The organism is Leclercia sp. J807, from assembly GCF_009734465.1.
Classification (GTDB): domain Bacteria; phylum Pseudomonadota; class Gammaproteobacteria; order Enterobacterales; family Enterobacteriaceae; genus Enterobacter.
In genome coordinates this window covers 4,307,702-4,331,443 of the sequence record NZ_CP046446.1, presented here as the reverse complement: position 1 = coordinate 4,331,443, position 23,742 = coordinate 4,307,702, and the positions used below count along the sequence as shown (strand labels likewise).

Sequence of the window (23,742 nt, the reverse complement as noted above, 5' to 3'; positions counted from 1 at the left end):
TCTTTTCGCCGCTGAAGATTTAATTTCTGGTTATGCGAGCCGGTAAAACGCCGGGTGGCGCTTGCGCTTACCCGGCCTACATTACTTAACGCGATGTCCAAATTACAAGAAAGTAAAAAAGCTACAGCGGCATCCAGGTCCGGCTGAAAATCGCCGAAGCGTTTCCCGCAGGCCGGGGCGAGGCGCAGGGATGCGCCGAGAGGGCATAGCCTGCATGGATGCAGGCTGGTGCCCGACCCGATAGCCGGAGGGAATAAGCTGAGGGCACCGCGGAGCGGCGATTTTCTTGCCGGTAGCCCGGGTCGCCAGGGTGGTGGCGATTGAGCCACCCTGGCACGTTCACCGGTTCGGGTGTAACAGAGAAGCAAGGGACATAAAGTGAACGGAACTACCGCGACAGCCTCATGTTCTCACTCCATAACGCCAAAACAACCTCACCCCTTCATCCACGCCCGAATCCCATCCAGGAACATCTGCGTCGCCATCATCACCAGAATCAGCCCCATCAGCCGCTCCAGCGCATTCACCCCTTTTTCCCCCAGCAGGCGCAAAAACAGCGACGACTGCAGCAGAATGATGAACGTTCCGCCCCAGGCAATCAGCAGGGCAATCACCAGGTGGCTCATCTGGTTCGGATACTGATGCGACAGCAGCATCAGCGTCGCCAGAATGGTCGGCCCAGCGACCAGCGGGATCGCCAGCGGCACAATAAACGGCTCTTCACCCGCCGGCAGGCCGCTGCTGTTGCCTTCGGTGCTCGGGAAAATCATTTTGATGGCAATCAGGAACAGAATAATCCCGCCGGAAATGGAGACCGTTTCAGCGCGTAAGTTCAGGAACGCGAGGATTTTCTCGCCGGCAAACAGGAAAATAAACATCACCAGCAGAGCGATGAGCAGCTCGCGGATCATGATGGCCCGACGACGCTTCGGCTCGGTGTGCTTCAACACCGACATGAAAATAGGCAGGTTTCCGAGTGGATCCATAATTAGGATCAATAAAACAGCTGCGGAAATGATTTCACTCATCGTACATTATCCCTGATACTTGTATGGTTTCCCCGATGATTAGCTCTTTTTCTGATCGGCGGGCAATCATCGATTAATTTCGCTTGCGACTTTGGCAGCATTTTGTAATGTGAAGCATATCCCAGTTCAATACTGGCTTGCACAAACAGCACACACCCTCTGCAGGAAAAAAATGCTATGAAAAACGTTGGTTTTATCGGCTGGCGCGGTATGGTCGGCTCTGTACTCATGCAACGCATGGTTGAAGAGCGCGATTTCGACGCTATCCGTCCGGTCTTCTTCTCCACTTCCCAGCTCGGCCAGGCTGCACCGTCCTTTGGGGGTACCACAGGCACGTTGCAGGATGCTTACGATCTGGAAGCGTTGAAGGCGCTGGATATTATTGTCACCTGCCAGGGCGGCGATTATACCAACGAAATTTATCCAAAGCTTCGTGAAAGCGGCTGGCAGGGCTACTGGATTGACGCGGCCTCTTCGCTGCGCATGAAAGACGACGCCATTATTATTCTTGACCCGGTTAACCAGGATGTCATTACCGACGGCCTGAACAAGGGCGTGAAGACCTTCGTGGGCGGCAACTGTACCGTCAGCCTGATGCTGATGTCGCTGGGCGGCCTGTTTGCTCAGGATCTGGTGGAGTGGGTCTCTGTGGCGACCTACCAGGCGGCCTCCGGCGGCGGCGCGCGCCATATGCGCGAACTGCTGACCCAGATGGGCCAACTGCACCACAGTGTTGCTGATGAACTGGCAAACCCGGCGTCCGCTATTCTCGATATCGAACGCAAAGTGACTCAGCTGACCCGCAGCGGCGAGCTGCCGGTGGATAACTTCGGCGTACCGCTGGCCGGTGGCCTGATCCCGTGGATCGATAAACAGCTGGATAACGGCCAGACCCGCGAAGAGTGGAAAGGCCAGGCAGAGACCAACAAAATCCTGCGCACCGCTTCCGTAATCCCGGTTGATGGCCTGTGCGTGCGCATCGGCGCGCTGCGCTGCCACAGCCAGGCATTCACCATTAAACTGAAAAAAGATGTGTCTATTCCGACCGTGGAAGAACTGCTCGCATCACACAATGCGTGGGCGAAAGTGGTGCCAAACGACCGCGACATCACCATGCGCGAACTGACCCCAGCTGCGGTCACCGGCACATTATCTACCCCGGTAGGCCGTCTGCGTAAGCTAAATATGGGTCCGGAATACCTTTCCGCCTTTACCGTCGGCGACCAGCTGTTGTGGGGTGCCGCCGAACCGCTGCGCAGAATGCTGCGCCAGCTGGCGTAATAAATACTTAATACTAAGGGGTGATTTATCACCCCTTTTTTTGCGTACTACATGGAGTAAACGCCAAATGGTCCATAATTTTTCAGGAGTCATATAAAGCGTTGGCTATGCTTTATGCGGGATGTCACATATTCCGCCTGGAGGTTGAACGGAACAGAGAGGATGCACAATGTGCGGTTCCGTTCAGGTCACATCAAGGTCGTACCCGGCGCGCGAAAGGGGCGGCAACTAAAAAAACAGGATGAATACCATGTCCGTTCGTATTGATAGAGACGTGATTAATGCGCTTATTACGGGTCACTTTGCGGATCCGTTTTCTGTACTTGGCATGCACCGCACTGATGCCGGCCTGGAAGTCCGTGCACTGTTACCTGACGCAACGGAAGTGTGGGTGATTGAACCTAAAACCGGCCGCAAGGTCGGGAAACTCGAATGTCTCGATTCACGCGGCTTTTTCGCTGGCGTGATGGCCCGCCGTAAAAACTTCTTCCGCTACCAGCTCGCTGTGATCTGGCATGGACAACAGAATCTGATCGACGATCCCTATCGCTTTGGTCCGCTGTTGCAGGAGATGGATGCCTGGCTACTGTCTGAAGGTACGCACCTGCGTCCTTATGAGACGCTTGGCGCTCATGCCGACACTATGGATGGCGTCACCGGCACCCGTTTTACCGTCTGGGCGCCAAATGCCCAGCGTGTCTCCGTGGTGGGGCAGTTCAACTACTGGGATGGCCGTCGCCATCCGATGCGTCTGCGGCGTGAAACCGGCATCTGGGAGCTGTTTATCCCTGGCGCACTGAACGGCCAGCTCTACAAATATGAGATGATCGATGCGCAGGGTAATCTGCGTATCAAAGCCGACCCCTATGCCTTCGAAGCGCAGATGCGCCCGGAAACGGCGTCACTCATTTGCGGCCTGCCGGATAAAGTCGCCCAGAGCGAAGAGCGTATCCGGGCGAACCAGTTCGATATGCCGATCTCTATTTATGAAGTCCATCTTGGCTCCTGGCGTCGTCATACCGATAACAACTTCTGGCTCAGCTACCGGGAGCTGGCTGACCAGCTGATCCCCTATGTGAAATGGATGGGCTTTACCCATCTGGAGCTGCTGCCGATTAACGAGCATCCGTTTGACGGCAGCTGGGGCTACCAGCCGACCGGGATGTATGCCCCGACCCGCCGTTTCGGCACCCGCGACGACTTCCGCTACTTTATCAACGCCGCGCACGCCGCCGGGCTGAACGTGATCCTCGACTGGGTGCCGGGCCACTTCCCGTCCGATGATTTTGGCCTCGCGCAATTTGACGGCACAAGCCTGTATGAACACAGCGACCCGCGGGAAGGCTATCACCAGGACTGGAATACCCTGATCTATAACTATGGCCGTCGGGAAGTGACCAACTACCTGGTGGGCAACGCCCTCTACTGGATCGAGCGTTTCGGCATTGATGCCCTGCGCGTGGACGCCGTCGCCTCAATGATCTACCGCGACTACAGCCGCAAAGAGGGCGAGTGGATCCCGAACGAGTTCGGCGGACGTGAAAACCTGGAAGCGATTGAGTTTCTGCGCAGCACCAACCGCATTCTTGGCGAACAGGCGCCAGGCGCGGTCACGATGGCTGAAGAGTCCACCGACTTCCCGGGCGTCTCCCGTCCGCCGTCAATGGGCGGGCTGGGCTTCTGGTACAAGTGGAACCTCGGCTGGATGCATGACACCCTGGATTACATGAAGCTGGATCCGGTGCATCGTCAGTATCATCACGACAAACTGACCTTCGGCATGCTCTATAACAGCACCGAAAACTTTGTCCTGCCGCTCTCCCACGATGAAGTGGTGCACGGCAAAAAATCGATTCTCGACCGTATGCCAGGAGACGCGTGGCAGAAATTTGCCAACCTGCGCGCTTACTACGGCTGGATGTTCGCCTTCCCGGGCAAAAAGCTGCTGTTTATGGGCAACGAGTTCGCCCAGGGACGCGAATGGAACCACGACACCAGTCTTGACTGGCATCTGCTGGAAGGGGGCGACAACTGGCACCACGGCGTTCAGCGCCTGGTTCGCGATCTCAACCATACCTACCGTCACCACAAAGCCCTGCACGAGCTCGACTTTGATGATTACGGCTTTGAGTGGCTGGTGGTGGATGACCACGAGCGCTCGGTGCTGATCTTTGTCCGTCGCGACAAGGCGGGTAACGAAATTATCGTCGCCAGTAACTTTACCCCGGTGACGCGCCATCACTACCGTTTCGGCATCAATCAGCCAGGCAAATGGCGTGAAGTGCTGAATACCGACTCCATGCACTATCACGGCAGCAACGCGGGTAACGGGGGGCTGGTACAGAGCGATGAACAGGAGAGCCATGGCCGCCCACAATCCCTGAGCATTACGTTGCCGCCGTTAGCCACTATCTGGCTGGTCCGGGAGGGGGAATGACGCAACTCGCCGCAGGTAAACCCGCTCCGCTCGGCGCATGCTATGACGGAAAAGGGGTGAATTTCACTCTCTTTTCCGCCCACGCGGATCGGGTTGAACTCTGCGTGTTTGACGGCAAAGGCATTGAACATCGGTACGATATGGTGGCACGCAGCGGCGATATCTGGCATGGCTATCTGGAACATGCCCGCCCCGGCATGCGCTATGGCTTTCGGGTTTATGGCCCGTGGGATCCCGCAAAGGGGCTGCGCTTTAACCCGGCAAAACTGCTGCTTGACCCGTGCGCGTATCAGGTCGAAGGCACGCTGAATGATGATCCCCTGCTGCACAGCGGCACAGATACTCCGGATCACCGTGACAGCGCGGCGGTGGCGCCAAAAAGCGTCGTAGTCAGCGATCATTACGACTGGGAAGAGGATGCCCCGCCCAATATACCGTGGGGCAAAACGGTCATCTATGAAGCCCACGTCAAGGGGCTGACCTGGCTGCATCCTGATATCCCCGAAGATATCCGGGGCACCTACAAAGCGCTCAGTCACCCGGTGATGATTGCTTATTTTAAGCACCTCGGTATCACCACCCTGGAATTATTACCGGTGGCCCATTTTGCCAGCGAGCCGCGCCTGCAACGCCTCGGCCTCAGTAACTACTGGGGCTATAACCCGATGGCGATGTTTGCCCTTGAGCCGCGCTATGCCTCGCATCCCGACCGGGCAAGAGATGAGTTTCGTGACGCGGTGAAGGCGCTGCACGAAGCGGGTATCGAGGTCATTCTGGATATCGTCCTCAACCACAGCGCCGAGCTGGATCTTGAGGGGCCGACGTTCTCCCTGCGCGGAATTGATAACCCTAGCTATTATTGGTTAAGAGAGGATGGTGATTATCACAACTGGACCGGTTGCGGTAACACTCTCAATCTCAGCCATCCGGCAGTGACAGACTATGCGTATGCCTGCCTGAAGTACTGGGTTGAAACCTTCCATATCGACGGTTTTCGTTTTGATCTTGCGTCGGTGATTGGACGCACGCCGGAATTCAGCCAGCAGTCGCCGCTGTTTGAGGCGATAAAAAACTGCCCGCTGCTTTCAGGTGTGAAGCTGATTGCAGAGCCCTGGGATATCGGCCCGGGCGGCTATCAGGTGGGAAATTTCCCGCCGCCGTTCGCGGAATGGAACGATCACTATCGTGATGCGGCGCGCCGCTTCTGGCTGACGCGCGATCTCTCTTTAGGAACATTTGCCGGACGTTTCGCCGCTTCCAGCGATGTATTTAAACGCAACGGGCGTTTGCCTTCCGCGTCGATCAACCTGTTGACGGCGCACGACGGTTTCACCCTGCGTGACTGCGTTTGTTTCAATCAGAAACACAATGAAGCAAACGGCGAAGAAAACCGTGACGGCACCTCCAATAACCACAGTTTTAATCATGGTATTGAAGGGTTAAGTGGCAATCTGGATGTGATCGAGCGGCGCCGCGCCAGCGTGCATGCGCTGCTGACGACGCTTTTACTGTCACAGGGTACGCCGATGCTGCTGGCAGGCGATGAACATGGTCACAGTCAGCGCGGCAACAACAATGCTTATTGCCAGGATAACGCGTTAACCTGGCTTGACTGGCAGCAGGCAAACGAGGGACTTGTCGCCTTTACTGCCGCGTTGGTCCATCTGCGTAAGCAGATCCCGGCGCTCACCGAGGATCGGTGGTGGGAAGAGGGCGACGGCAACGTTCGCTGGTTAAATAAAATGGCGCAACCGTTAGGTGCGCACGAGTGGCAGAACGGGGTGCCGCGCCTGCAAATCCTGCTTTCGGATTGCTGGCTCATCACCCTCAATGCCACAGATGAGGTCGCAGAAATTATTTTACCTGAAGGGGAGTGGCGGGCTATCCCCCCATTTGCCGGAGAGGATAATCCGGTCGTTATGACTGTCTGGCATGGGCCTGCGCACGGTGTATGTGTATTCCAGAGATGATAATAAAAGGAGTTGATCATGGTTAGGTTAGATAAGAACGACCCTCTAATGTTGGCGCGTCAGCTGCCATTGAAGTCTGTTGCCCTGATTCTTGCTGGCGGCCGCGGTACCCGATTAAAAGATTTAACGATCAAGCGCGCCAAACCCGCCGTCCACTTCGGCGGTAAATTCCGTATTATCGATTTTGCTCTGTCCAATTGCCTCAACTCAGGCATTCGCCGTATTGGCGTCATTACCCAGTATCAGTCACACACTCTGGTGCAGCATATTCAGCGCGGCTGGTCGTTCTTCAGTGAGGAGATGAACGAGTTTGTCGACCTGTTGCCTGCCCAGCAGCGCGTACATGGCGAAAACTGGTACCGCGGCACCGCTGATGCGGTCACGCAGAACCTCGATATCATTCGCCGTTATAACGCCGAGTACGTGGTGATCCTCGCCGGGGACCATATCTACAAGCAGGACTACTCGCGCATGCTTATCGACCATGTCGAAAAAGGGGCGCGCTGCACCGTAGCCTGTTTGCCGGTGCCCGTTGCCGAGGCGACGGCGTTTGGCGTCATGGCGGTGGACGAAAACGACAAGGTGATCGATTTCGTGGAAAAACCGGCGAACCCACCTTCAATGCCGGGCGATGACACTAAAGCGCTTGCCAGCATGGGTATCTATGTCTTTGATGCAGATTACCTTTACCAGCTGCTGGAAGAGGACGACAAGGATGAACAATCCAGCCACGACTTCGGCAAAGACATCATCCCGAAAATCACCAAATCTGGCATGGCCTATGCACATCCTTTCCCGCTCTCCTGCGTGCAGTCCGATCCGAATTCAGAACCGTACTGGCGCGATGTAGGAACCCTGGAAGCGTACTGGAAGGCTAACCTCGATCTGGCCTCTGTTACGCCGGAACTGGATATGTACGACCATAACTGGCCGATCCGCACCCATATGGAGTCTCTGCCGCCGGCGAAATTTGTCCAGGACCGTTCGGGCAGCCACGGCATGACCCTGAACTCGCTGGTTTCCGGCGGGTGCATTATCTCCGGCTCGGTGGTGGTGCAGTCGGTATTGTTCCCGCGCGTGCGGGTGAACTCCTTCTGCAATATTGATTCGTCAGTGCTGTTACCCGACGTCTGGGTGGGCCGCTCGTGCCGCCTGCGTCGTTGCGTTATCGACCGTGCCTGCGTCATTCCGGAAGGCATGGTAATTGGAGAAAATGCGGAAGAGGACGCGCGCCGTTTCTACCGCTCAGAAGAAGGTATCGTGCTGGTTACGCGGGAAATGCTGCGTAAACTGCAGATCAAACAGGAGCGATGATGCAGGTTTTACACGTTTGTTCTGAAATGTTCCCGTTGCTCAAAACTGGCGGGTTGGCGGATGTGATAGGGGCGTTACCGGCGGCGCAAATTGCAGGTGGGGTTGATACCCGCGTGCTATTACCCGCTTTTCCAGATATTCGTCGCGGCGTGCCTGACGCGCAGATCGTCAGCCGCCGCGAGACCTTTGCCGGGCGCATCACATTACTGTTTGGCCATTACAACGGCGTGGGTATCTACCTGATTGACGCGCCGCATCTTTATGACCGCCCAGGGAGCCCGTACCACGACACTAACCTGTTTGCCTATACCGATAACGTGCTGCGTTTCGCGCTGCTCGGCTGGGTAGGGGCGGAGATGGCCTGTGGGCTGGATCCGTTCTGGCGTCCGGACGTGGTGCATGCCCACGACTGGCACGCCGGGTTAGCGCCAGCCTATCTGGCGGCACGTGGCCATCCGGCGAAGTCGGTCTTTACCGTGCATAACCTGGCGTACCAGGGCATGTATCTCGCCAAACATATGGATGACATCGATTTGCCATGGTCATTCTTTAATATGCACGGGCTGGAGTTTAAGGGGCAGATCTCCTTCCTCAAGGCCGGGCTTTACTACGCCGATCACATCACCGCCGTCAGTCCAACCTACGCGCGGGAGATCACCGAAGCGCAGTTTGGCTACGGGATGGAGGGGCTGCTCAGCCAGCGCCATCGCGAAGGCCGACTGTCGGGCATTCTCAACGGCGTGGATGAAAAAATCTGGAGTCCGGAAACCGATCTGCTGCTGGGGGCGCGCTATAACCGCGACTCCGTGGAAGATAAGGCCGAGAACAAACGTCAGCTGCAAGTTGCCATGGGACTGAAGGTCAACGACAAGGTGCCGCTGTTTGCGGTGGTAAGCCGTCTGACCAGCCAGAAAGGACTCGATCTGGTGCTCGAGGCGCTGCCGGGCCTGCTGGAGCAGGGCGGACAACTGGCGCTGCTGGGTGCGGGCGATCCGGTACTGCAGGAGGGCTTCCTCGCTGCCGCCGCCGAACATCCGGGACAGGTGGGTGTGCAGATTGGCTATCACGAAGCGTTTTCGCACCGCATCATGGCGGGCGCAGACGTTATTCTGGTGCCGAGCCGTTTTGAGCCCTGCGGCTTAACCCAGCTGTATGGTCTGAAGTACGGCACGCTGCCACTGGTGCGGCGTACTGGCGGGCTGGCGGATACCGTATCCGACACCTCGCTGGAGAATCTGGCGGATGGGATCGCCACCGGATTTGTCTTTGAAGACAGTAATGCCTGGTCGCTGTTACGCGCGATTCGTCGTGCTTTCGTGTTGTGGTCACGTCCTTCTTTATGGCGTTTTGTTCAACGCCAGGCGATGTCCATGGATTTTAGCTGGCAAGTTGCGGCGCAGTCCTACCGCGATCTTTATCAACGCTTGATGTAACAATGCTGGAATCAGAGATATGAATGCACCCTTTTCCTATGCGTCTCCCACGGTAAGCATTGAGGCGTTAAAGCACTCCATTGCTTACAAGCTGATGTTCACCATTGGCAAAGACCCGGTCATCGCCAACAAACACGAATGGCTCAACGCCACCCTGTTTGCGGTGCGTGACCGGCTGGTTGAGCGCTGGCTGCGCTCCAACCGCGCCCAGCTCTCACAGGAGACTCGCCAGGTTTACTATCTGTCGATGGAGTTTTTGATTGGCCGCACCCTTTCCAACGCGCTGTTGTCGCTGGGTATCTATGACGACGTCAAAACTGCGCTGGAAGAGATGGGGTTAGATTTAGAAGAGCTGATTGACGAAGAGAACGACCCTGGCCTCGGCAACGGTGGTCTGGGCCGTCTGGCGGCTTGCTTCCTCGATTCGCTGGCGACCCTCGCCCTGCCAGGGCGTGGCTACGGTATCCGCTACGATTACGGCATGTTCAAACAGAACATTGTCGATGGCCGGCAGAAAGAGTCTCCGGACTACTGGCTGGAGTACGGCAACCCGTGGGAGTTCAAGCGCCACAATACCCGCTATAAAGTCCGCTTCGGTGGCCGTATTCAGCAGGAAGGCAAAAAGAGCCGCTGGGTCGAAACCGAAGAGATCCTGGCCGTGGCTTACGATCAGATCATTCCCGGCTACGACACCGATGCGACCAATACGCTGCGCCTGTGGAATGCCCAGGCCAGTAGCGCGATTAACCTCGGTAAGTTCAACCAGGGCGACTACTTCGCGGCGGTGGAAGACAAAAACCACTCCGAGAACGTCTCCCGTGTGCTCTATCCGGATGATTCCACCTACTCCGGACGCGAGCTGCGCCTGCGTCAGGAGTACTTCCTGGTCTCCGCGACCATTCAGGATATCCTGAGCCGTCACTACCAGCTGCATAAAACCTACGCCAATCTGGCGGATAAGATCGCGATTCACCTGAATGACACCCATCCGGTGCTGTCGATCCCTGAGCTGATGCGCCTGCTGATTGACGAGCACAAGTTCAGCTGGGACGAGGCGTTTGAGGTGACCTGCCAGGTCTTCTCCTACACTAACCATACGTTGATGAGCGAAGCGCTGGAAACCTGGCCGGTGGACATGCTCGGCAAAATCCTGCCGCGCCACCTGCAGATTATCTTCGAGATTAACGACTTCTTCCTGAGAACGTTGCAGGAGCAGTATCCGCACGACACCGGCCTGCTGAGCCGCACCTCGATCATTGATGAATCCAATGGTCGCCGGGTGCGCATGGCGTGGCTGGCGGTGGTGATCAGCCACAAGGTCAACGGCGTGTCTGAGCTGCACTCGAACCTGATGGTGCAGTCGCTGTTCGCAGACTTTGCGAAAATCTTCCCGATGCGTTTCTGCAACGTCACCAACGGGGTGACGCCACGCCGCTGGCTGGCGCTGGCGAACCAGCCGCTCTCTGATGTGCTCGACGAAAACATTGGCCGCACCTGGCGGACCGATTTAAGCCAGCTGAGCGAGCTTGAGCAGCATGCTGACTTCCCGACGGTGAATAAAGCGGTGCGTGATGCCAAACTGCTGAATAAAAAGCGGCTGGCGGTGTGGATGGCGCTGCATCTTAACGTGGTGGCTAACCCGAAAGCGCTGTTCGACGTGCAGATCAAACGTATCCACGAGTACAAGCGTCAGCTGATGAACGTGCTACACGTGATCACCCGCTATAACCGCATCAAGGCCGACCCGGATGCGGACTGGGTGCCACGCGTGAACATTTTCGCCGGGAAAGCCGCCTCGGCCTATTACATGGCGAAGCACATTATTCATCTGATCAACGACGTGGCGAAGGTGATCAATAACGATCCGCAGATTGGCGACAAGCTGAAGGTCGTCTTTATCCCGAACTACAGCGTGAGTCTGGCCCAGCTGATCATTCCGGCTGCCGATCTCTCGGAGCAGATCTCGACCGCAGGCACCGAAGCCTCTGGCACCAGTAACATGAAGTTTGCCCTCAACGGCGCGCTGACCATCGGCACGCTGGATGGCGCCAATGTTGAGATGCTGGAGCACGTGGGTGAAGAGAATATCTTTATCTTCGGTAATACCACGGAAGAGGTGGAGGCGCTGCGTGCCAAGGGCTACTCGCCGCGTGATTATTACGAGCAGGATGAAGAGCTGCGTCAGGTGCTGACCCAGATCGGCACCGGGGTATTTAACCCGGACGAGCCTGGCCGCTATCGCGACCTGGTGGATTCGCTGATTAACTTCGGTGACCACTACCAGGTGCTGGCTGACTACCGCAGCTATGTGGATTGTCAGGACAAGGTCGACGAGCTGTACCGCAAGCCGGAAGAGTGGGCCACCAAAGCGATGCACAACATCGCCAATATGGGCTACTTCTCGTCGGATCGCACCATCCAGGAGTATGCCGAGAACATCTGGCATATCAAACCGGTGCGGTTGTAAAAAATGCCGGGTGGCGGCTGCGCCTTACCCGGCCTACGTACTTTTGTCTTTTGTAGGTCCGGTAAGCGCCAGCGCCACCGGGCACGAAGCCCGCACGAAACCTGTAGGCCCGGTAAGCGTTAGCGCCACCGGGCATTTTTTATGATGCTAACGACAGCTCACGCTTTCCCATACGCTGCGCCAGCCACAGCGCCACGCGCGACTGTTGCTCCGCATTGAGCCACATCCCCTCTTTGGTGCGACGCCAGAGCGCATCGTCTGCGCGGCGTACCCACTCGTGGTCGGCTAAGTAGCGCAGTTCCGCCTCGTAAAACTCGTGGCCAAAATGTTCGCCCAGATCGGTCAGATCCTTCGCCCCGTTCAGGATCAACTCGCTGTTGCTGCCGTAGGTGCGGGCAAAGTGGCGGGCCATGGATTCGCTGATAAACGGATAGCGACGGCGCAGTTTTGCCGCGTAGTCATCGCGGTTGCCGCCGATATCACCGCCAGGCAGTACCGCGCCTTTGGTCCATGCCGGGCCGATACCCTGGTAGTAGGGGGCCAGTTTTTCCATCGCATGTTCCGCCAGCTTACGGTAGGTGGTGAGCTTGCCGCCAAACACCGACAGCAGCGGCGCTTTGCCGTGATCGTCGTGAATATCAAGCGTGTAGTCGCGGGTGATGGCCTGCGGTGAATCGGATTCGTCATCGCACAGCGGACGCACCCCGGAGTAGCTCCAGACCACATCCTCGCGCGTCAGCGTCTTTTTAAAGTGCGCGTTATAGACCTCCAGCAGATAGCTGACTTCGCTCTCGTCGATCTCAACGTTCTTCGGATCGCCTTTGTACTCCACGTCGGTGGTGCCGATGATGGAGAACTCATCCATCCACGGGATCACAAACACGATGCGCTTGTCTTCGTTTTGCAGAATATAGGCCTGCTTCTGGGTATGCACCCGCGGCACCACAATGTGGCTACCTTTGATCAGGCGGATGCCATACGGTGACGGCAGCTGCATCCCCTGGTCAAAGAACTGCTTCACCCACGGGCCGGTGGCGTTGACCAGCCCGCGTGCCTGCCAGCTGAAACGCTCGCCGGTATCGATATCTTCCGCTTCGACAATCCACAGCCCCTTTTCCCGGCGCGCCGAGACCGCGCGGGTGCGGGTTTTCACCTCACCGCCTTTGCGTTCAACCATTTGCGCGTTGGCCAGCACCAGACGGGCATCGTCCACCCAGCAGTCGGAATATTCGAATCCGCGCACGATTTCAGGCTTCAGCACCGAGTCTGCGCCAAAACGCACACCGGCAGAGGCGGGCAGGCTGGTGCGTTTACCCAGGTGGTCGTACATAAACAGACCAATGCGGATCATCCATGCCGGGCGCAGATGCGGGCGGTGCGGCAGACGAAAACGCATCGGCGTGGCGATATGGGGGGCCATTTTCAGCAGCACTTCACGTTCCGCCAGCGCTTCACTCACCAGGCGGAACTCATAGTGTTCCAGGTAACGCAGGCCACCGTGGATCAGTTTGGAGCTGGCGGAGGAGGTGGCACAGGCGAGATCCTGCGCTTCCAGCATCAGGACAGATAACCCGCGCCCGGCCGCATCAGCCGCAATACCTGCACCGTTGATACCGCCACCTATTACAATCAGATCTTTAGTTTCCATTGCATCCTCACGCACTTTCGTTAAAGCTCAAAAATGTTCGATATCGCTCATATTAGCAAAGGAAATGGATTTTAGTAACATCAAAAAAACATTTTTGAGTGATAGAGCTAACATAATGGCGTTTACCCGCCGCCACGACGTACACTAACCGTTAAAATAGTGCGGTCCCAGGCCGCACGGCACGTGAACAGACAACAGAGAGCACCATGGAACAATTTGAATGTATTAACGTAGAAGAAGCCCATCAGAAGATGCACCAGGGCACCGCAGTGCTGGTGGATATTCGCGATCCGCAGAGTTTTGCGATGGGCCACACCCCGGGCGCATTCCATCTGACCAATGCCTCGCTCGCCGAGTTTATGCGTGACAACGATTTCGACACCCCGGTGATGGTGATGTGCTATCACGGCAACAGCAGTAAGGGAGCGGCGCAATATCTGCTGCAACAGGGCTATGACTCGGTTTACAGCGTGGACGGCGGCTTCGATGCCTGGCACCGTCATTTCCCGGCAGAAGTCGAGCACGCGGGCATTTAGGGTATATACTGTCCCCTTTTGTGTGGAATAAGCGACTGCCGCCGATGCTACTGATCACCTCTTTTAACAACCCGCGCGTCGCCCAGGCGTTTGTCGACTACATGGCGACGCAGGGTGTCATTCTTACCATTCAACAACATACGCAAACCGACGTCTGGCTGGCGGATGAGAGCCAGGCCGCCCGGGTTGAGGCGGAGCTGGCGCGTTTTCTGGAAAATCCCGGCGATGCGCGCTATCTGGCGGCGAGCTGGCAGTCCGGCCATACCGGTAGCGGCCTGCGTTATCAGCGCTTTCCTTTCCTTGCGACCGTGCGCGAACGCGCGGGGCCGTTTACCCTGGGGTTAATGGCGGCCTGCATTCTGGTCTTCATTATGATGAGCGTGGTGGGCGATCAGCAGATCATGCTGCTGCTGGCCTGGCCCTATGACGCCTCGTTAGAGTTCGAATTCTGGCGCTACTTCACCCACGCGCTGATGCACTTCTCGTTCCTGCATATTCTTTTTAACCTGCTGTGGTGGTGGTATCTCGGCGGGGCGGTGGAGAAACGGCTCGGCAGCGGCAAGCTCATCGTGCTCACCCTTATCAGCGCGCTGCTCAGCGGCTTTATCCAGCATAAGTTCGGCGGCCCGTGGTTTGGTGGCCTTTCCGGCGTGGTCTACGCGCTGATGGGCTATGTCTGGCTGCGCGGCGAGCGCGATCCAGAGAGCGGTATCTACCTGCAGCGCGGGTTAATGACTTTCGCATTAATCTGGATTATTGCCGGATGGTTTGATCTGTTTGGTATGGCGATTGCCAACGGTGCTCACGTCGCCGGGCTGGCGGTCGGGCTGGCGATGGCGTTTGCCGATACGCTCAATGCGCGAAAACGAACATAAATCTGGCAGGGAACTCCGATGAAACAAACACAACGTCATGATGCCATTATTGACCTGGTGAAAAAGCAGGGATACGTCAGTACCGAAGAGCTGGTGGAGCAGTTTGCCGTCAGCCCGCAGACCATCCGCCGCGACCTCAACGACCTGGCCGATCAGAACCGTATCCTGCGCCACCACGGCGGCGCGGCGCTGCCCTCCAGTTCGGTCAACACCCCCTGGCACGACCGCAAGGCGACGCAGACCTCGGAAAAGGAGCGTATCGCCCGTAAGGTCGCCAGTCAGATCCCCAACGGCGCGACGCTGTTTATCGACATCGGCACCACGCCGGAGGCTGTGGCGCATGCCCTGCTCGGTCATGAAAACTTGCGTATCGTGACCAACAACCTCAACGTCGCCACCACCCTGATGCAGAAAGAGGACTTTCGCATCATTCTGGCGGGTGGCGAGCTGCGCAGCCGTGACGGCGGCATTATTGGCGAGGCGACCCTCGACTTTATCTCCCAGTTCCGCCTCGACTTTGGCATTCTCGGCATCAGCGGCATTGATACCGACGGCTCGCTGCTGGAGTTTGACTACCACGAAGTGCGCACCAAGCGGGCGATCATTGAGAACTCACGCCATGTCATGCTGGTGGTGGATCACTCCAAGTTTGGCCGTAACGCGATGGTGAATATGGGCAGCATAAGTATGGTGAATGCGGTCTATACGGATGTGATGCCGCCGGAAGGGGTGTTAAAAGTGATTCGCGATCATAAGTTGCAGTTAGAACTGTGCTGAGTTTGTGCCGGGTGGCGGCTTCGCCTTACCCGGCCTACAAAACCGTAGGCCCGTGCAAGCGTAGCGTCGCCGGGCAATAAATGGCAACAAAACCGTAGGCCCGCGCAAGCGCAGCGCCGCCGGGCAATGCCCTACACGCCGTACCCCATCATCTTCAGCAGCTGCTGCGCATGCTGCACCGCGTCCTGACGATGTGCGACGCCCAGCTTCTGATACAGGTTCCGGATATGCGTTTTAATGGTGGTGGCCGCCACGGCCAGCTCACCGGCAATCTGCTCGTTGCTGTAGCCTGAGTAAATCAACCCCAGAACCTGCCATTCGCGCTGGGTCAGCGGACTGGTGCGGATCAGCTCCGGCACTTCCGGATGATTCAGCAGACGTTCCACAAAGGTCTCATCGAAGTGGGCAAACTTGTGGCGATGATGCTGGTTAATTTCACGCAGAATGCGCTGGGCACGGTGCTGATCCAGCTCCGGCAGCGTGTTCAGCTGAATAAGCTGGCGCAGCTGCTGCGCCATGGTCTCGCCTTCAATCACAAAGTGGCTAATAAAGCCGGTGCGATTAGCCAGCTGCAACGCTTCCAGCAGCACGCGCTGGGCGTCATTCTTACGGCCTGACTGCCAGTAAAGCTGGTTTTGCAGCAGCAGGTTGCGGTTGAGATCGCTCATCAGACGCAGGCTGCGGGCATTTTCGTTCAGCTCTTCCAGTACCATCTCTGCCGGTTCAAATTCGCCTAACAGGATCTGCGCCCGGGCAATGTTGCGCCACTGGCTCTGCAGGAAGTGGTTATTGGCGAACGCCGGCTTCGGCGTCTGGCGCAGCCAGTTGGCCGCCGATTTCTTGTCGCCGGTCATCTGCCAGTAGATCACCCGCACCTTATCGGCGTTGGATACCCAGTCGCTGTGGTACTGACCGTTGCCGAGCAGGTTCTCCAGGCGGTTGAGGTGGTTACGGGCGTTATCCAAATCGCCGCGCGCCAGCGAGCACTGCACCAGCAGGCCCAGACACTGCAACTGCTGCTGCGGCTGATAGGTGGAGAGCACATTGACCCCAAGACGGGCGGTGCTTTCGGCTTCGTCCAGACGCGCCCACGCCCACAGAAGCTGGGCGCGAATGCGCAGCAGGAACTCGTGCATTGGCAGCTGTTCCAGATGCTGATCGCGGATCAGGTTGAACGCTTTTTCCTGCGTCTCCCAGGCGGCCTGCAGGAAGCCCTGGGCAAACAAAATTTCGCTCTGCTGGATCAGGCTCCACAGCGCGTAGTGCCAGACATCGTGACGGCGCGCCATCTGTTCGGTCTGCTGCATCAGCGACAGGGAACGGGTGAGATCGCCTTTACAGTGCAGCACTTCCCCATGCACCGAGGTGGCAACGATACGGCTGTAGAAGTTCGCCAGGGGCAGCTCTTCCAGCGCGACCATCGACAGGCGCTGGGCCTCTTCCTGGTCGCCGTCATTGATCGCCACCTGCGCGCGCAGGGCGTTAAACTCGCCGTGCAGGGCGGCATCCATCTCGCCCTTCATCTCCTGCTCGGCGCGGGCCAGCAGGGTGTTCACTTCGCTGTAGCGATGCTGGCTTTGCATCAGCCAGGCCTGGAGCAGCACCAGGCGCGGGTTTTCCAGCAGGCTCTCCCACGGCAGGGCGCGCAGCGACTCTTCCAGCAGGGCCAGCTCGCTGTGATTAAACAGGCTCCAGGCGTGGTTGAGCAGGATATCGCGCAGCATATGGGCATCGCCCGCCGCCAGCGCGTGATGAATCGCCTCGCTCGGGAAGCCCTGCGCCATCCAGCTCTCGGCGGCGGCGCGGTGGATTTCCGGTAATTCGGTTGCCAGCTCCCACTGACAGCGCTGGCGCAGGAAGCTGCCAAACAGCGGGTGGTAGCTGAACCATTCGCCGGAGTCATCCATGCGCTGCAGGAACAACCCCTGACGCTCAATCTCTTCCAGGCGCATCTGGCCGTTGTCTTCGCCGGTGACGCGCACAATCAGCGCATCGTTCATTGAGCGCAGCAGGGAGCTTTTCAGCAGGAACTGACGGGTGGATTGATCGACGCTGTTGAGCACCTCATCCACCAGGTAATCGGAGAGGTGGCTGGCATTGATCCCCGACAGGCGACGGGCGGACTGCTGCGTCGGGCTGTTATTATGCCGCGCCGACAGGGCAATCAGCTGCAGGGCGGTCGCCCAGCCAGCCACGTCGTCGCACAGGCGGCTGCTTTCCGCCACCTCGATAGGGGATTTCAGGCGGCAGTCAAAGAACTGCTTCGCCTCCTGATGGGTAAAGGAGAGCTGCTGGCTGCCGATTTCCAGCAGCTGATCGCGCACGCGCAGGTTGGCAATGCCCAGCTGCGGCAGGTTGCGCGACAGCACCACCAGGGTCAGGTTTTCCGGCTGATGACGCAGGAAGAAGCGCATCGACTCATGGATAACCGGGTTGGTGATCAGATGATAATCGTCAATGACCAGATAGAGCGGGCGATGCCATTCGGCCAGCTCGATAAAGAGTTGGGAAAACAGTGAAGAGAGGCTGGCGTACTGCCGCTTTTGCACCATGCTTTCGCTGGTTACGCAGTGTCCGTTGGTCGCCTGCTGAATGGCGGCGATAAGATAACTGGCGAAACGCTCCTGCTGGTTATCGCCCTCATCAAGGGAGTACCAGCCAAGATCGGTCTTGCCGGATGCCCACTGCGAAATGAGCGTGGTTTTGCCGTACCCGGCAGGGCTCGTTACCAGCGCCAGTCGAAAATTGTTCGCGCCGGAAAGTTTCGCCAGCAAGCGTTCGCGGACCACAGTATGGTCAAGACGAACCGGGCGACTTAATTTTGACGGAATCAACATAGTTTTCACTTCACTGTGTGGAAATCGAGATTTTTGATTTTTTTTGCGCTTCGTAATTAATGCATATAAGGTCGGTCAGAAACCTCTTTATTGCAAGTTATGTCCGGGTTTTATATCCCTTAATTTGCACTCGGTCACAAAAATATATGCTGGGGTGCGGGAACTTTTCCGATGGGCCTCGAAAGAGCATGGATACTGGTTTGGCGCGTATGCGGAAGGTTAAGCATAAAAAGGAATATAGAATCGTAAAGGCTGTGAAAAGTTAATAAAGTCCTGGGATGGTTACCCTGGTAAAATAACCCTCTGCGATGCAGTAAAATCCTACAGTTATTATTTCAGGTAAGCAATTATTACTGCGCTCATATATTCCTTCTGAAAACCTGTTTCATTTTTTGACACTCTTCCCGGTAATCTCGTCTGCAATGCCCCACACTTTGGCTGCGGAAAGTGGCCGCGATCACACTTTATCGCTCATCCCCGCTACTCCTCCCCGCCTAATCCCTGGCAGGAGGAGGAAGAGCCATAAGTAGCCAGGCACACTAGCGCCAACGTTTTATTTTCTCTCTACAGGATGCAGATTCCCTATGTCACAGCCTACTTTCAACAAAGCTCAATTCCAGGCTGCCCTGACGCGTCAGTGGCAGCGTTTTGGTTTACATGCCGCTGAAGAGATGACCTCCCGCCAGTGGTGGCAGGCCGTCAGTGGAGCGCTCGCCGAGTTACTGAGCGCCCAACCCGCAGTAGAACCGGCGAAAGATCAGCGCCACGTTAACTACATCTCAATGGAATTCCTGATTGGCCGTCTGACCGGCAACAATCTGCTGAACCTGGGCTGGTATCAGGAGGTGAGCGATGTGCTGAACGCGCACAACGTTAACCTGACCGACCTGCTGGAAGAGGAGATCGACCCGGCGCTCGGCAACGGCGGCCTGGGGCGTCTGGCGGCCTGCTTCCTGGACTCCATGGCGACGGTAGGCCAGTCGGCGATCGGCTATGGTCTGAACTATCAGTACGGCCTGTTCCGTCAGTCCTTTGCCGACGGCCAGCAGATGGAAGCCCCGGATGACTGGCATCGTGGCAGCTACCCTTGGTTCCGCCACAACGAAGCGCTGGATGTGCAGGTGGGCATTGGCGGTAAAGTGACGAAAGCGGGTCAGTGGGAGCCGGGCTTCACCATCACCGGCCAGGCCTGGGATCTGCCGGTGCTGGGCTACCGTAACGGCGTGGCGCAGCCGCTGCGTCTGTGGCAGGCGACCCATGCCCATCCGTTCAACCTGACCAAATTCAACGACGGCGATTTCCTGCGAGCCGAGCAGCAGGGGATCGACGCCGACAAGCTGACCAAAGTTCTCTACCCGAACGACAACCATCTGGCGGGCAAAAAGCTGCGCCTGATGCAGCAGTACTTCCAGTGCGCCTGCTCCGTGGCCGACATTCTGCGTCGTCATCACCTGGCGGGCCGCAAGCTGGCGGAGCTGGCGGATTACGAAGTGATCCAGCTGAACGACACCCACCCAACCATTGCCATTCCGGAACTGCTGCGCGTGCTGATCGACGAGCATCAGCTGAGCTGGGATGACGCATGGGCGATCACCAGTAAGACCTTCGCCTACACCAACCACACCCTGATGCCAGAGGCGCTGGAGTGCTGGGACGAGAAGCTGATTAAAACTCTGCTGCCTCGCCATATGCAGATCATCACCGAAATCAACAACCGCTTCAAAAAGCAGGTCGAGAAAACCTGGCCGGGCGATAAAGCGGTATGGGCGAAGCTGGCGGTGGTGTTCGACAAGCAGGTGCGCATGGCTAACCTCTGCGTGGTGAGCGGTTTTGCGGTAAACGGCGTGGCTGCGCTGCACTCCGACCTGGTGGTAAAAGATCTGTTCCCGGAATATCACCAGCTGTGGCCGAACAAGTTCCACAACGTGACCAACGGCATCACGCCGCGTCGCTGGATCAAGCAGTGCAACCCGGCACTCTCCGCGCTGCTGGATTCATCGCTGGATAAAGAGTGGGCCAACGATCTCGATCAGCTGATTAACCTCGAGAAGTATGCCGACGATGCGGCGTTCCGCGAGACTTACCGCACCATCAAGCAGGATAACAAAGTGCGCCTGGCGGCGTACGTCAAAGCCCGTACCGGGATTGAGATCAACCCGAACGCGCTGTTTGATATCCAGATTAAGCGTCTGCACGAGTACAAGCGTCAGCACCTGAACCTGCTGCACATTCTGGCGCTGTACAAAGAGATCCGTGAGAACCCGCAGGCCGATCGCGTGCCGCGCGTGTTCCTGTTTGGCGCGAAAGCGGCGCCGGGCTACTACCTGGCAAAAAACATTATCTTCGCTATCAATAAAGTGGCCGACGCGGTGAACAACGATCCGAAAGTGGGCGACAAGCTGAAGGTGGTCTTCCTGCCGGATTACTGTGTCTCTGCGGCTGAGCTGTTAATCCCGGCGGCGGACGTTTCTGAGCAGATTTCTACCGCCGGTAAAGAGGCCTCCGGCACCGGCAACATGAAGCTGGCCCTGAACGGCGCGCTGACTGTGGGTACTCTGGACGGGGCGAACGTTGAGATTGCCGAGCAGGTGGGCGACGAGAACATCTTTATCTTCGGCCATACTGTGGAAGAGGTGAAAGCCATTAAAGCCAAAGGTTATGACCCGGTGAAATGGCGTAAAAAAGATAAACTGCTGGATGCGGTACTGAAAGAGCTGGAGAGCGGCAAATACAGCGACGGCGACAAGCACGCGTTCGACCAGATGCTACACAGCATCGGCAAAGAGGGCGGCGACCCGTACCTGCTGATGGCGGACTTTGCGGGCTACGTTGAGGCGCAGAAACAGGTCGATGTTCTGTATCGCGACCAGGAAGCCTGGGCCCGGGCGTGCATTCTGAACACCGCGCGCTGCGGCATGTTCAGCTCTGACCGTTCAATCCGCGACTACCAGACCCGCATCTGGCAGGCAAAACGCTAAGGAAGCGCGATGGAAAGTAAACGTCTCGATAATGCCGCACTGGCGGCGGGCATCAGCCCCAGCTATATCAATGCTCATGGTAAACCGCAGTCTATTGGTGCTGAAACCAAGAGGCGTTTGCTGGATGCCATGCATAAAGCCAAACCCGTCGCGAAAGCGGCGGTTACCCCCGTCCCGAACGTGATGGTCTACACCGCCGGGAAAAAGATGCCGCTGACGATCGAAGGCAGCGGCGACTTTGGCTGGCTGCTGACCACCGAAGAGGGACATCAGCATAAGGGCCACGCCACGGGCGGCAAAAACCTCAACCTTCCGGCAAAACTGCCGGAGGGCTACCACACGCTGACGCTCACCCAGGACGGCCAGCGCTGGCACTGCCGGGTGATTGTGGCGCCAAAACGCTGCTACGAGCCGCAGGCGCTGAAAGAGGGCAAAAAGCTGTGGGGTGCCTGTGTGCAGCTCTACACGCTGCGCTCGGAGAATAACTGGGGGATCGGCGATTTCGGCGATCTGAAAAAGATGCTGGCGGATGTCGGCAAGCGCGGCGGGGCCTTTATCGGCCTTAACCCGATCCATGCGCTCTATCCGGCTAACCCGGAGAGCGCCAGCCCGTACAGCCCGTCGTCCCGCCGCTGGCTGAACGTGATTTATATCGACGTGAATGCCGTTGAGGATTTCCGCAACAGCGACGAGGCGCAGGCCTGGTGGAAGATGGAGACTACCCGCCAGTCGCTGCAACGCGCCCGCGATGCCGAGTGGGTCGATTATGCTTCCGTCACCGCGCTGAAGATGGCCGCGCTGCGTATGGCGTGGAAAGGCTTTGCACAGCGTGACGACGAACAGATGGCGGCCTTCCGGGCCTTTGTTGCCCGTGAAGGGGAGAGCCTCTACTGGCAGGCGGCGTTCGACGCGCTGCATGCGCATCAGGTGAAAGAGGATGAAATGCGCTGGGGCTGGCCGGTCTGGCCTGAGCAGTATCAGTCCGTCGACTCCCCGGCAGTGAAAGCGTTTTGCGACGAACATGCCGACGAGGTCGATTTTTACCTCTGGCTGCAGTGGCTGGCCTACAGCCAGTTCGCAGCCTGCTGGCAGGAGAGCCAGGGTTACGACATGCCGATTGGTCTCTACCGTGACCTGGCGGTGGGCGTGGCCGAAGGCGGGGCGGAGACCTGGTGCGATCGCGAGCTTTACTGCCTGAAAGCCTCGGTCGGCGCGCCCCCGGATATTCTGGGCCCGCTCGGCCAGAACTGGGGCCTGCCGCCGATGGACCCGCACGTGATCGCGGCCCGCGCTTATGAGCCCTTTATCGAGCTGCTGCGCGCTAACATGCAGAACTGCGGCGCGCTGCGTATCGACCACGTAATGTCGGTGTTGCGTCTGTGGTGGATCCCCTACGGCGAAACCGCCGACCACGGCGCCTACGTTCACTATCCGGTGGACGATCTGCTCTCGATTCTTGCGCTGGAGAGTAAGCGCCATAACTGTATGGTAATCGGTGAAGATCTCGGTACCGTACCGGTAGAAATTGTCAGCAAGCTGCGTGACAGCGGCGTGTACTCCTACAAGGTGCTCTATTTTGAAAACGACCTTGAAAAGAACTTCCGCGCGCCGGAGGCGTATCCAGAACAATCAATGGCAGTCGCGACGACGCATGACCTTCCTACGCTTCGGGGCTGGTGGGACAGCGGCGACCTTACCCTGGGCAAGACGCTGGGCCTCTACCCTGACGAAGTGATGTTGCGCGGCCTGTATCAGGATCGCGAGCTGTCAAAGCAGGGGCTGCTGGATGCGTTGCATGAGCACGGCTGCCTGCCAAAACGCACCGGGCATAAGGCGTCGTTGATGTCGATGACCCCGACGCTCAACCGCGGGTTACAGCGCTACATTGCCGACAGCAACAGTGCGCTGCTGGGGTTGCAGCCGGAAGACTGGCTGGGTATGGCGGAGCCGGTTAACATTCCGGGCACCAGCTACCAGTACAAGAACTGGCGTCGCAAGCTCTCCACCTCCCTTGAGGCGATGTTTGCTGACGAGGGTGTGAATAAGCTGATTAAGGATCTCGATAAGCGGCGAAAAGTGGCTGCGAAGAAGTGATAAAAAACCCGCCGGATGGCGGGTTTTTTATTGCCCGGTGACGCGTAGCGATCCGGGCCTACGGAAT

Annotated in this window: 14 protein-coding genes; 11 read left to right on the top strand and 3 right to left on the bottom strand. The window is 57.6% G+C overall.

Annotated elements, in window-relative coordinates; all coding sequences use genetic code 11:
* Positions 1 to 434 precede the first annotated feature (434 nt).
* Positions 435 to 1,028, bottom strand: coding sequence for an NAAT family transporter YhgN (gene yhgN / locus GNG26_RS20580; RefSeq protein WP_103177338.1), 594 nt, complete (start codon positions 1,026 to 1,028; stop codon positions 435 to 437).
* Positions 1,029 to 1,205: 177 nt separating this feature from the next.
* Here yhgN and asd point away from each other — a divergent pair, with 177 nt between their 5' ends.
* The 6 genes from asd (at position 1,206) to glgP (ending at position 11,930) form a co-directional block, all read left to right on the top strand.
* Entirely contained in the window at positions 1,206 to 2,309 is a 1,104-nt protein-coding gene (gene asd / locus GNG26_RS20575) for an aspartate-semialdehyde dehydrogenase (protein ID WP_103824786.1), read from the top strand.
* Between the two features lie 250 nt (positions 2,310 to 2,559).
* The gene (gene glgB, locus GNG26_RS20570; protein WP_103824787.1) at positions 2,560 to 4,746 is read left to right on the top strand and encodes a 1,4-alpha-glucan branching enzyme; all 2,187 of its coding nucleotides are present in this window, start codon (positions 2,560 to 2,562) and stop codon (positions 4,744 to 4,746) included.
* A complete protein-coding gene (gene glgX / locus GNG26_RS20565) occupies positions 4,743 to 6,716 on the top strand; it encodes a glycogen debranching protein GlgX (protein ID WP_156239899.1) in 1,974 nt (657 codons plus the stop codon). The genes glgB and glgX overlap by 4 nt, the downstream gene beginning before the upstream one ends.
* Before the next feature lie 18 nt (positions 6,717 to 6,734).
* The gene (gene glgC, locus GNG26_RS20560; protein WP_156239898.1) at positions 6,735 to 8,030 is read left to right on the top strand and encodes a glucose-1-phosphate adenylyltransferase; all 1,296 of its coding nucleotides are present in this window, start codon (positions 6,735 to 6,737) and stop codon (positions 8,028 to 8,030) included.
* Positions 8,030 to 9,463 (top strand): glycogen synthase GlgA, encoded by a 1,434-nt coding sequence (gene glgA / locus GNG26_RS20555; protein ID WP_156240217.1) that lies wholly within the window; start codon positions 8,030 to 8,032, stop codon positions 9,461 to 9,463. The genes glgC and glgA overlap by 1 nt, the downstream gene beginning before the upstream one ends.
* A gap of 19 nt (positions 9,464 to 9,482) precedes the next feature.
* Positions 9,483 to 11,930, top strand: a complete 2,448-nt coding sequence (glgP, locus tag GNG26_RS20550) for a glycogen phosphorylase (RefSeq protein ID WP_156239896.1) — start codon at positions 9,483 to 9,485, stop codon at positions 11,928 to 11,930.
* A 139-nt stretch (positions 11,931 to 12,069) separates the two neighbouring features.
* Here the strand turns inward: glgP and glpD are convergent, their stop codons facing one another.
* The gene (gene glpD / locus GNG26_RS20545; protein ID WP_114385603.1) at positions 12,070 to 13,578 is read right to left on the bottom strand and encodes a glycerol-3-phosphate dehydrogenase; all 1,509 of its coding nucleotides are present in this window, start codon (positions 13,576 to 13,578) and stop codon (positions 12,070 to 12,072) included.
* 206 nt (positions 13,579 to 13,784) lie between these two features.
* Between glpD and glpE the strand changes: the two genes are divergently transcribed.
* The 3 genes from glpE to GNG26_RS20530 are packed head-to-tail and all read left to right on the top strand — an operon-like array spanning position 13,785 to position 15,766.
* Positions 13,785 to 14,114, top strand: coding sequence for a thiosulfate sulfurtransferase GlpE (gene glpE / locus GNG26_RS20540; protein ID WP_103177330.1), 330 nt, complete (start codon positions 13,785 to 13,787; stop codon positions 14,112 to 14,114).
* 44 nt (positions 14,115 to 14,158) lie between these two features.
* Positions 14,159 to 14,989 carry a rhomboid family intramembrane serine protease GlpG gene (gene glpG, locus GNG26_RS20535; RefSeq protein WP_156239894.1) on the top strand — a complete coding sequence of 277 codons (831 nt, stop codon included), beginning with the start codon at positions 14,159 to 14,161 and terminating at the stop codon, positions 14,987 to 14,989.
* An 18-nt stretch (positions 14,990 to 15,007) separates the two neighbouring features.
* Positions 15,008 to 15,766, top strand: coding sequence for a DeoR/GlpR family transcriptional regulator (locus GNG26_RS20530; protein ID WP_103177328.1), 759 nt, complete (start codon positions 15,008 to 15,010; stop codon positions 15,764 to 15,766).
* 131 nt (positions 15,767 to 15,897) lie between these two features.
* Here the strand turns inward: GNG26_RS20530 and malT are convergent, their stop codons facing one another.
* Entirely contained in the window at positions 15,898 to 18,603 is a 2,706-nt protein-coding gene (gene malT / locus GNG26_RS20525) for an HTH-type transcriptional regulator MalT (RefSeq protein WP_114316507.1), read from the bottom strand.
* Positions 18,604 to 19,187: 584 nt separating this feature from the next.
* Here malT and malP point away from each other — a divergent pair.
* Both malP and malQ read left to right on the top strand, forming a co-directional pair.
* Positions 19,188 to 21,581 (top strand): maltodextrin phosphorylase, encoded by a 2,394-nt coding sequence (malP, locus tag GNG26_RS20520; protein ID WP_156239892.1) that lies wholly within the window; start codon positions 19,188 to 19,190, stop codon positions 21,579 to 21,581.
* A 9-nt stretch (positions 21,582 to 21,590) separates the two neighbouring features.
* Positions 21,591 to 23,675 (top strand): 4-alpha-glucanotransferase, encoded by a 2,085-nt coding sequence (gene malQ, locus GNG26_RS20515; RefSeq protein WP_156239890.1) that lies wholly within the window; start codon positions 21,591 to 21,593, stop codon positions 23,673 to 23,675.
* Positions 23,676 to 23,742 lie beyond the last annotated feature (67 nt).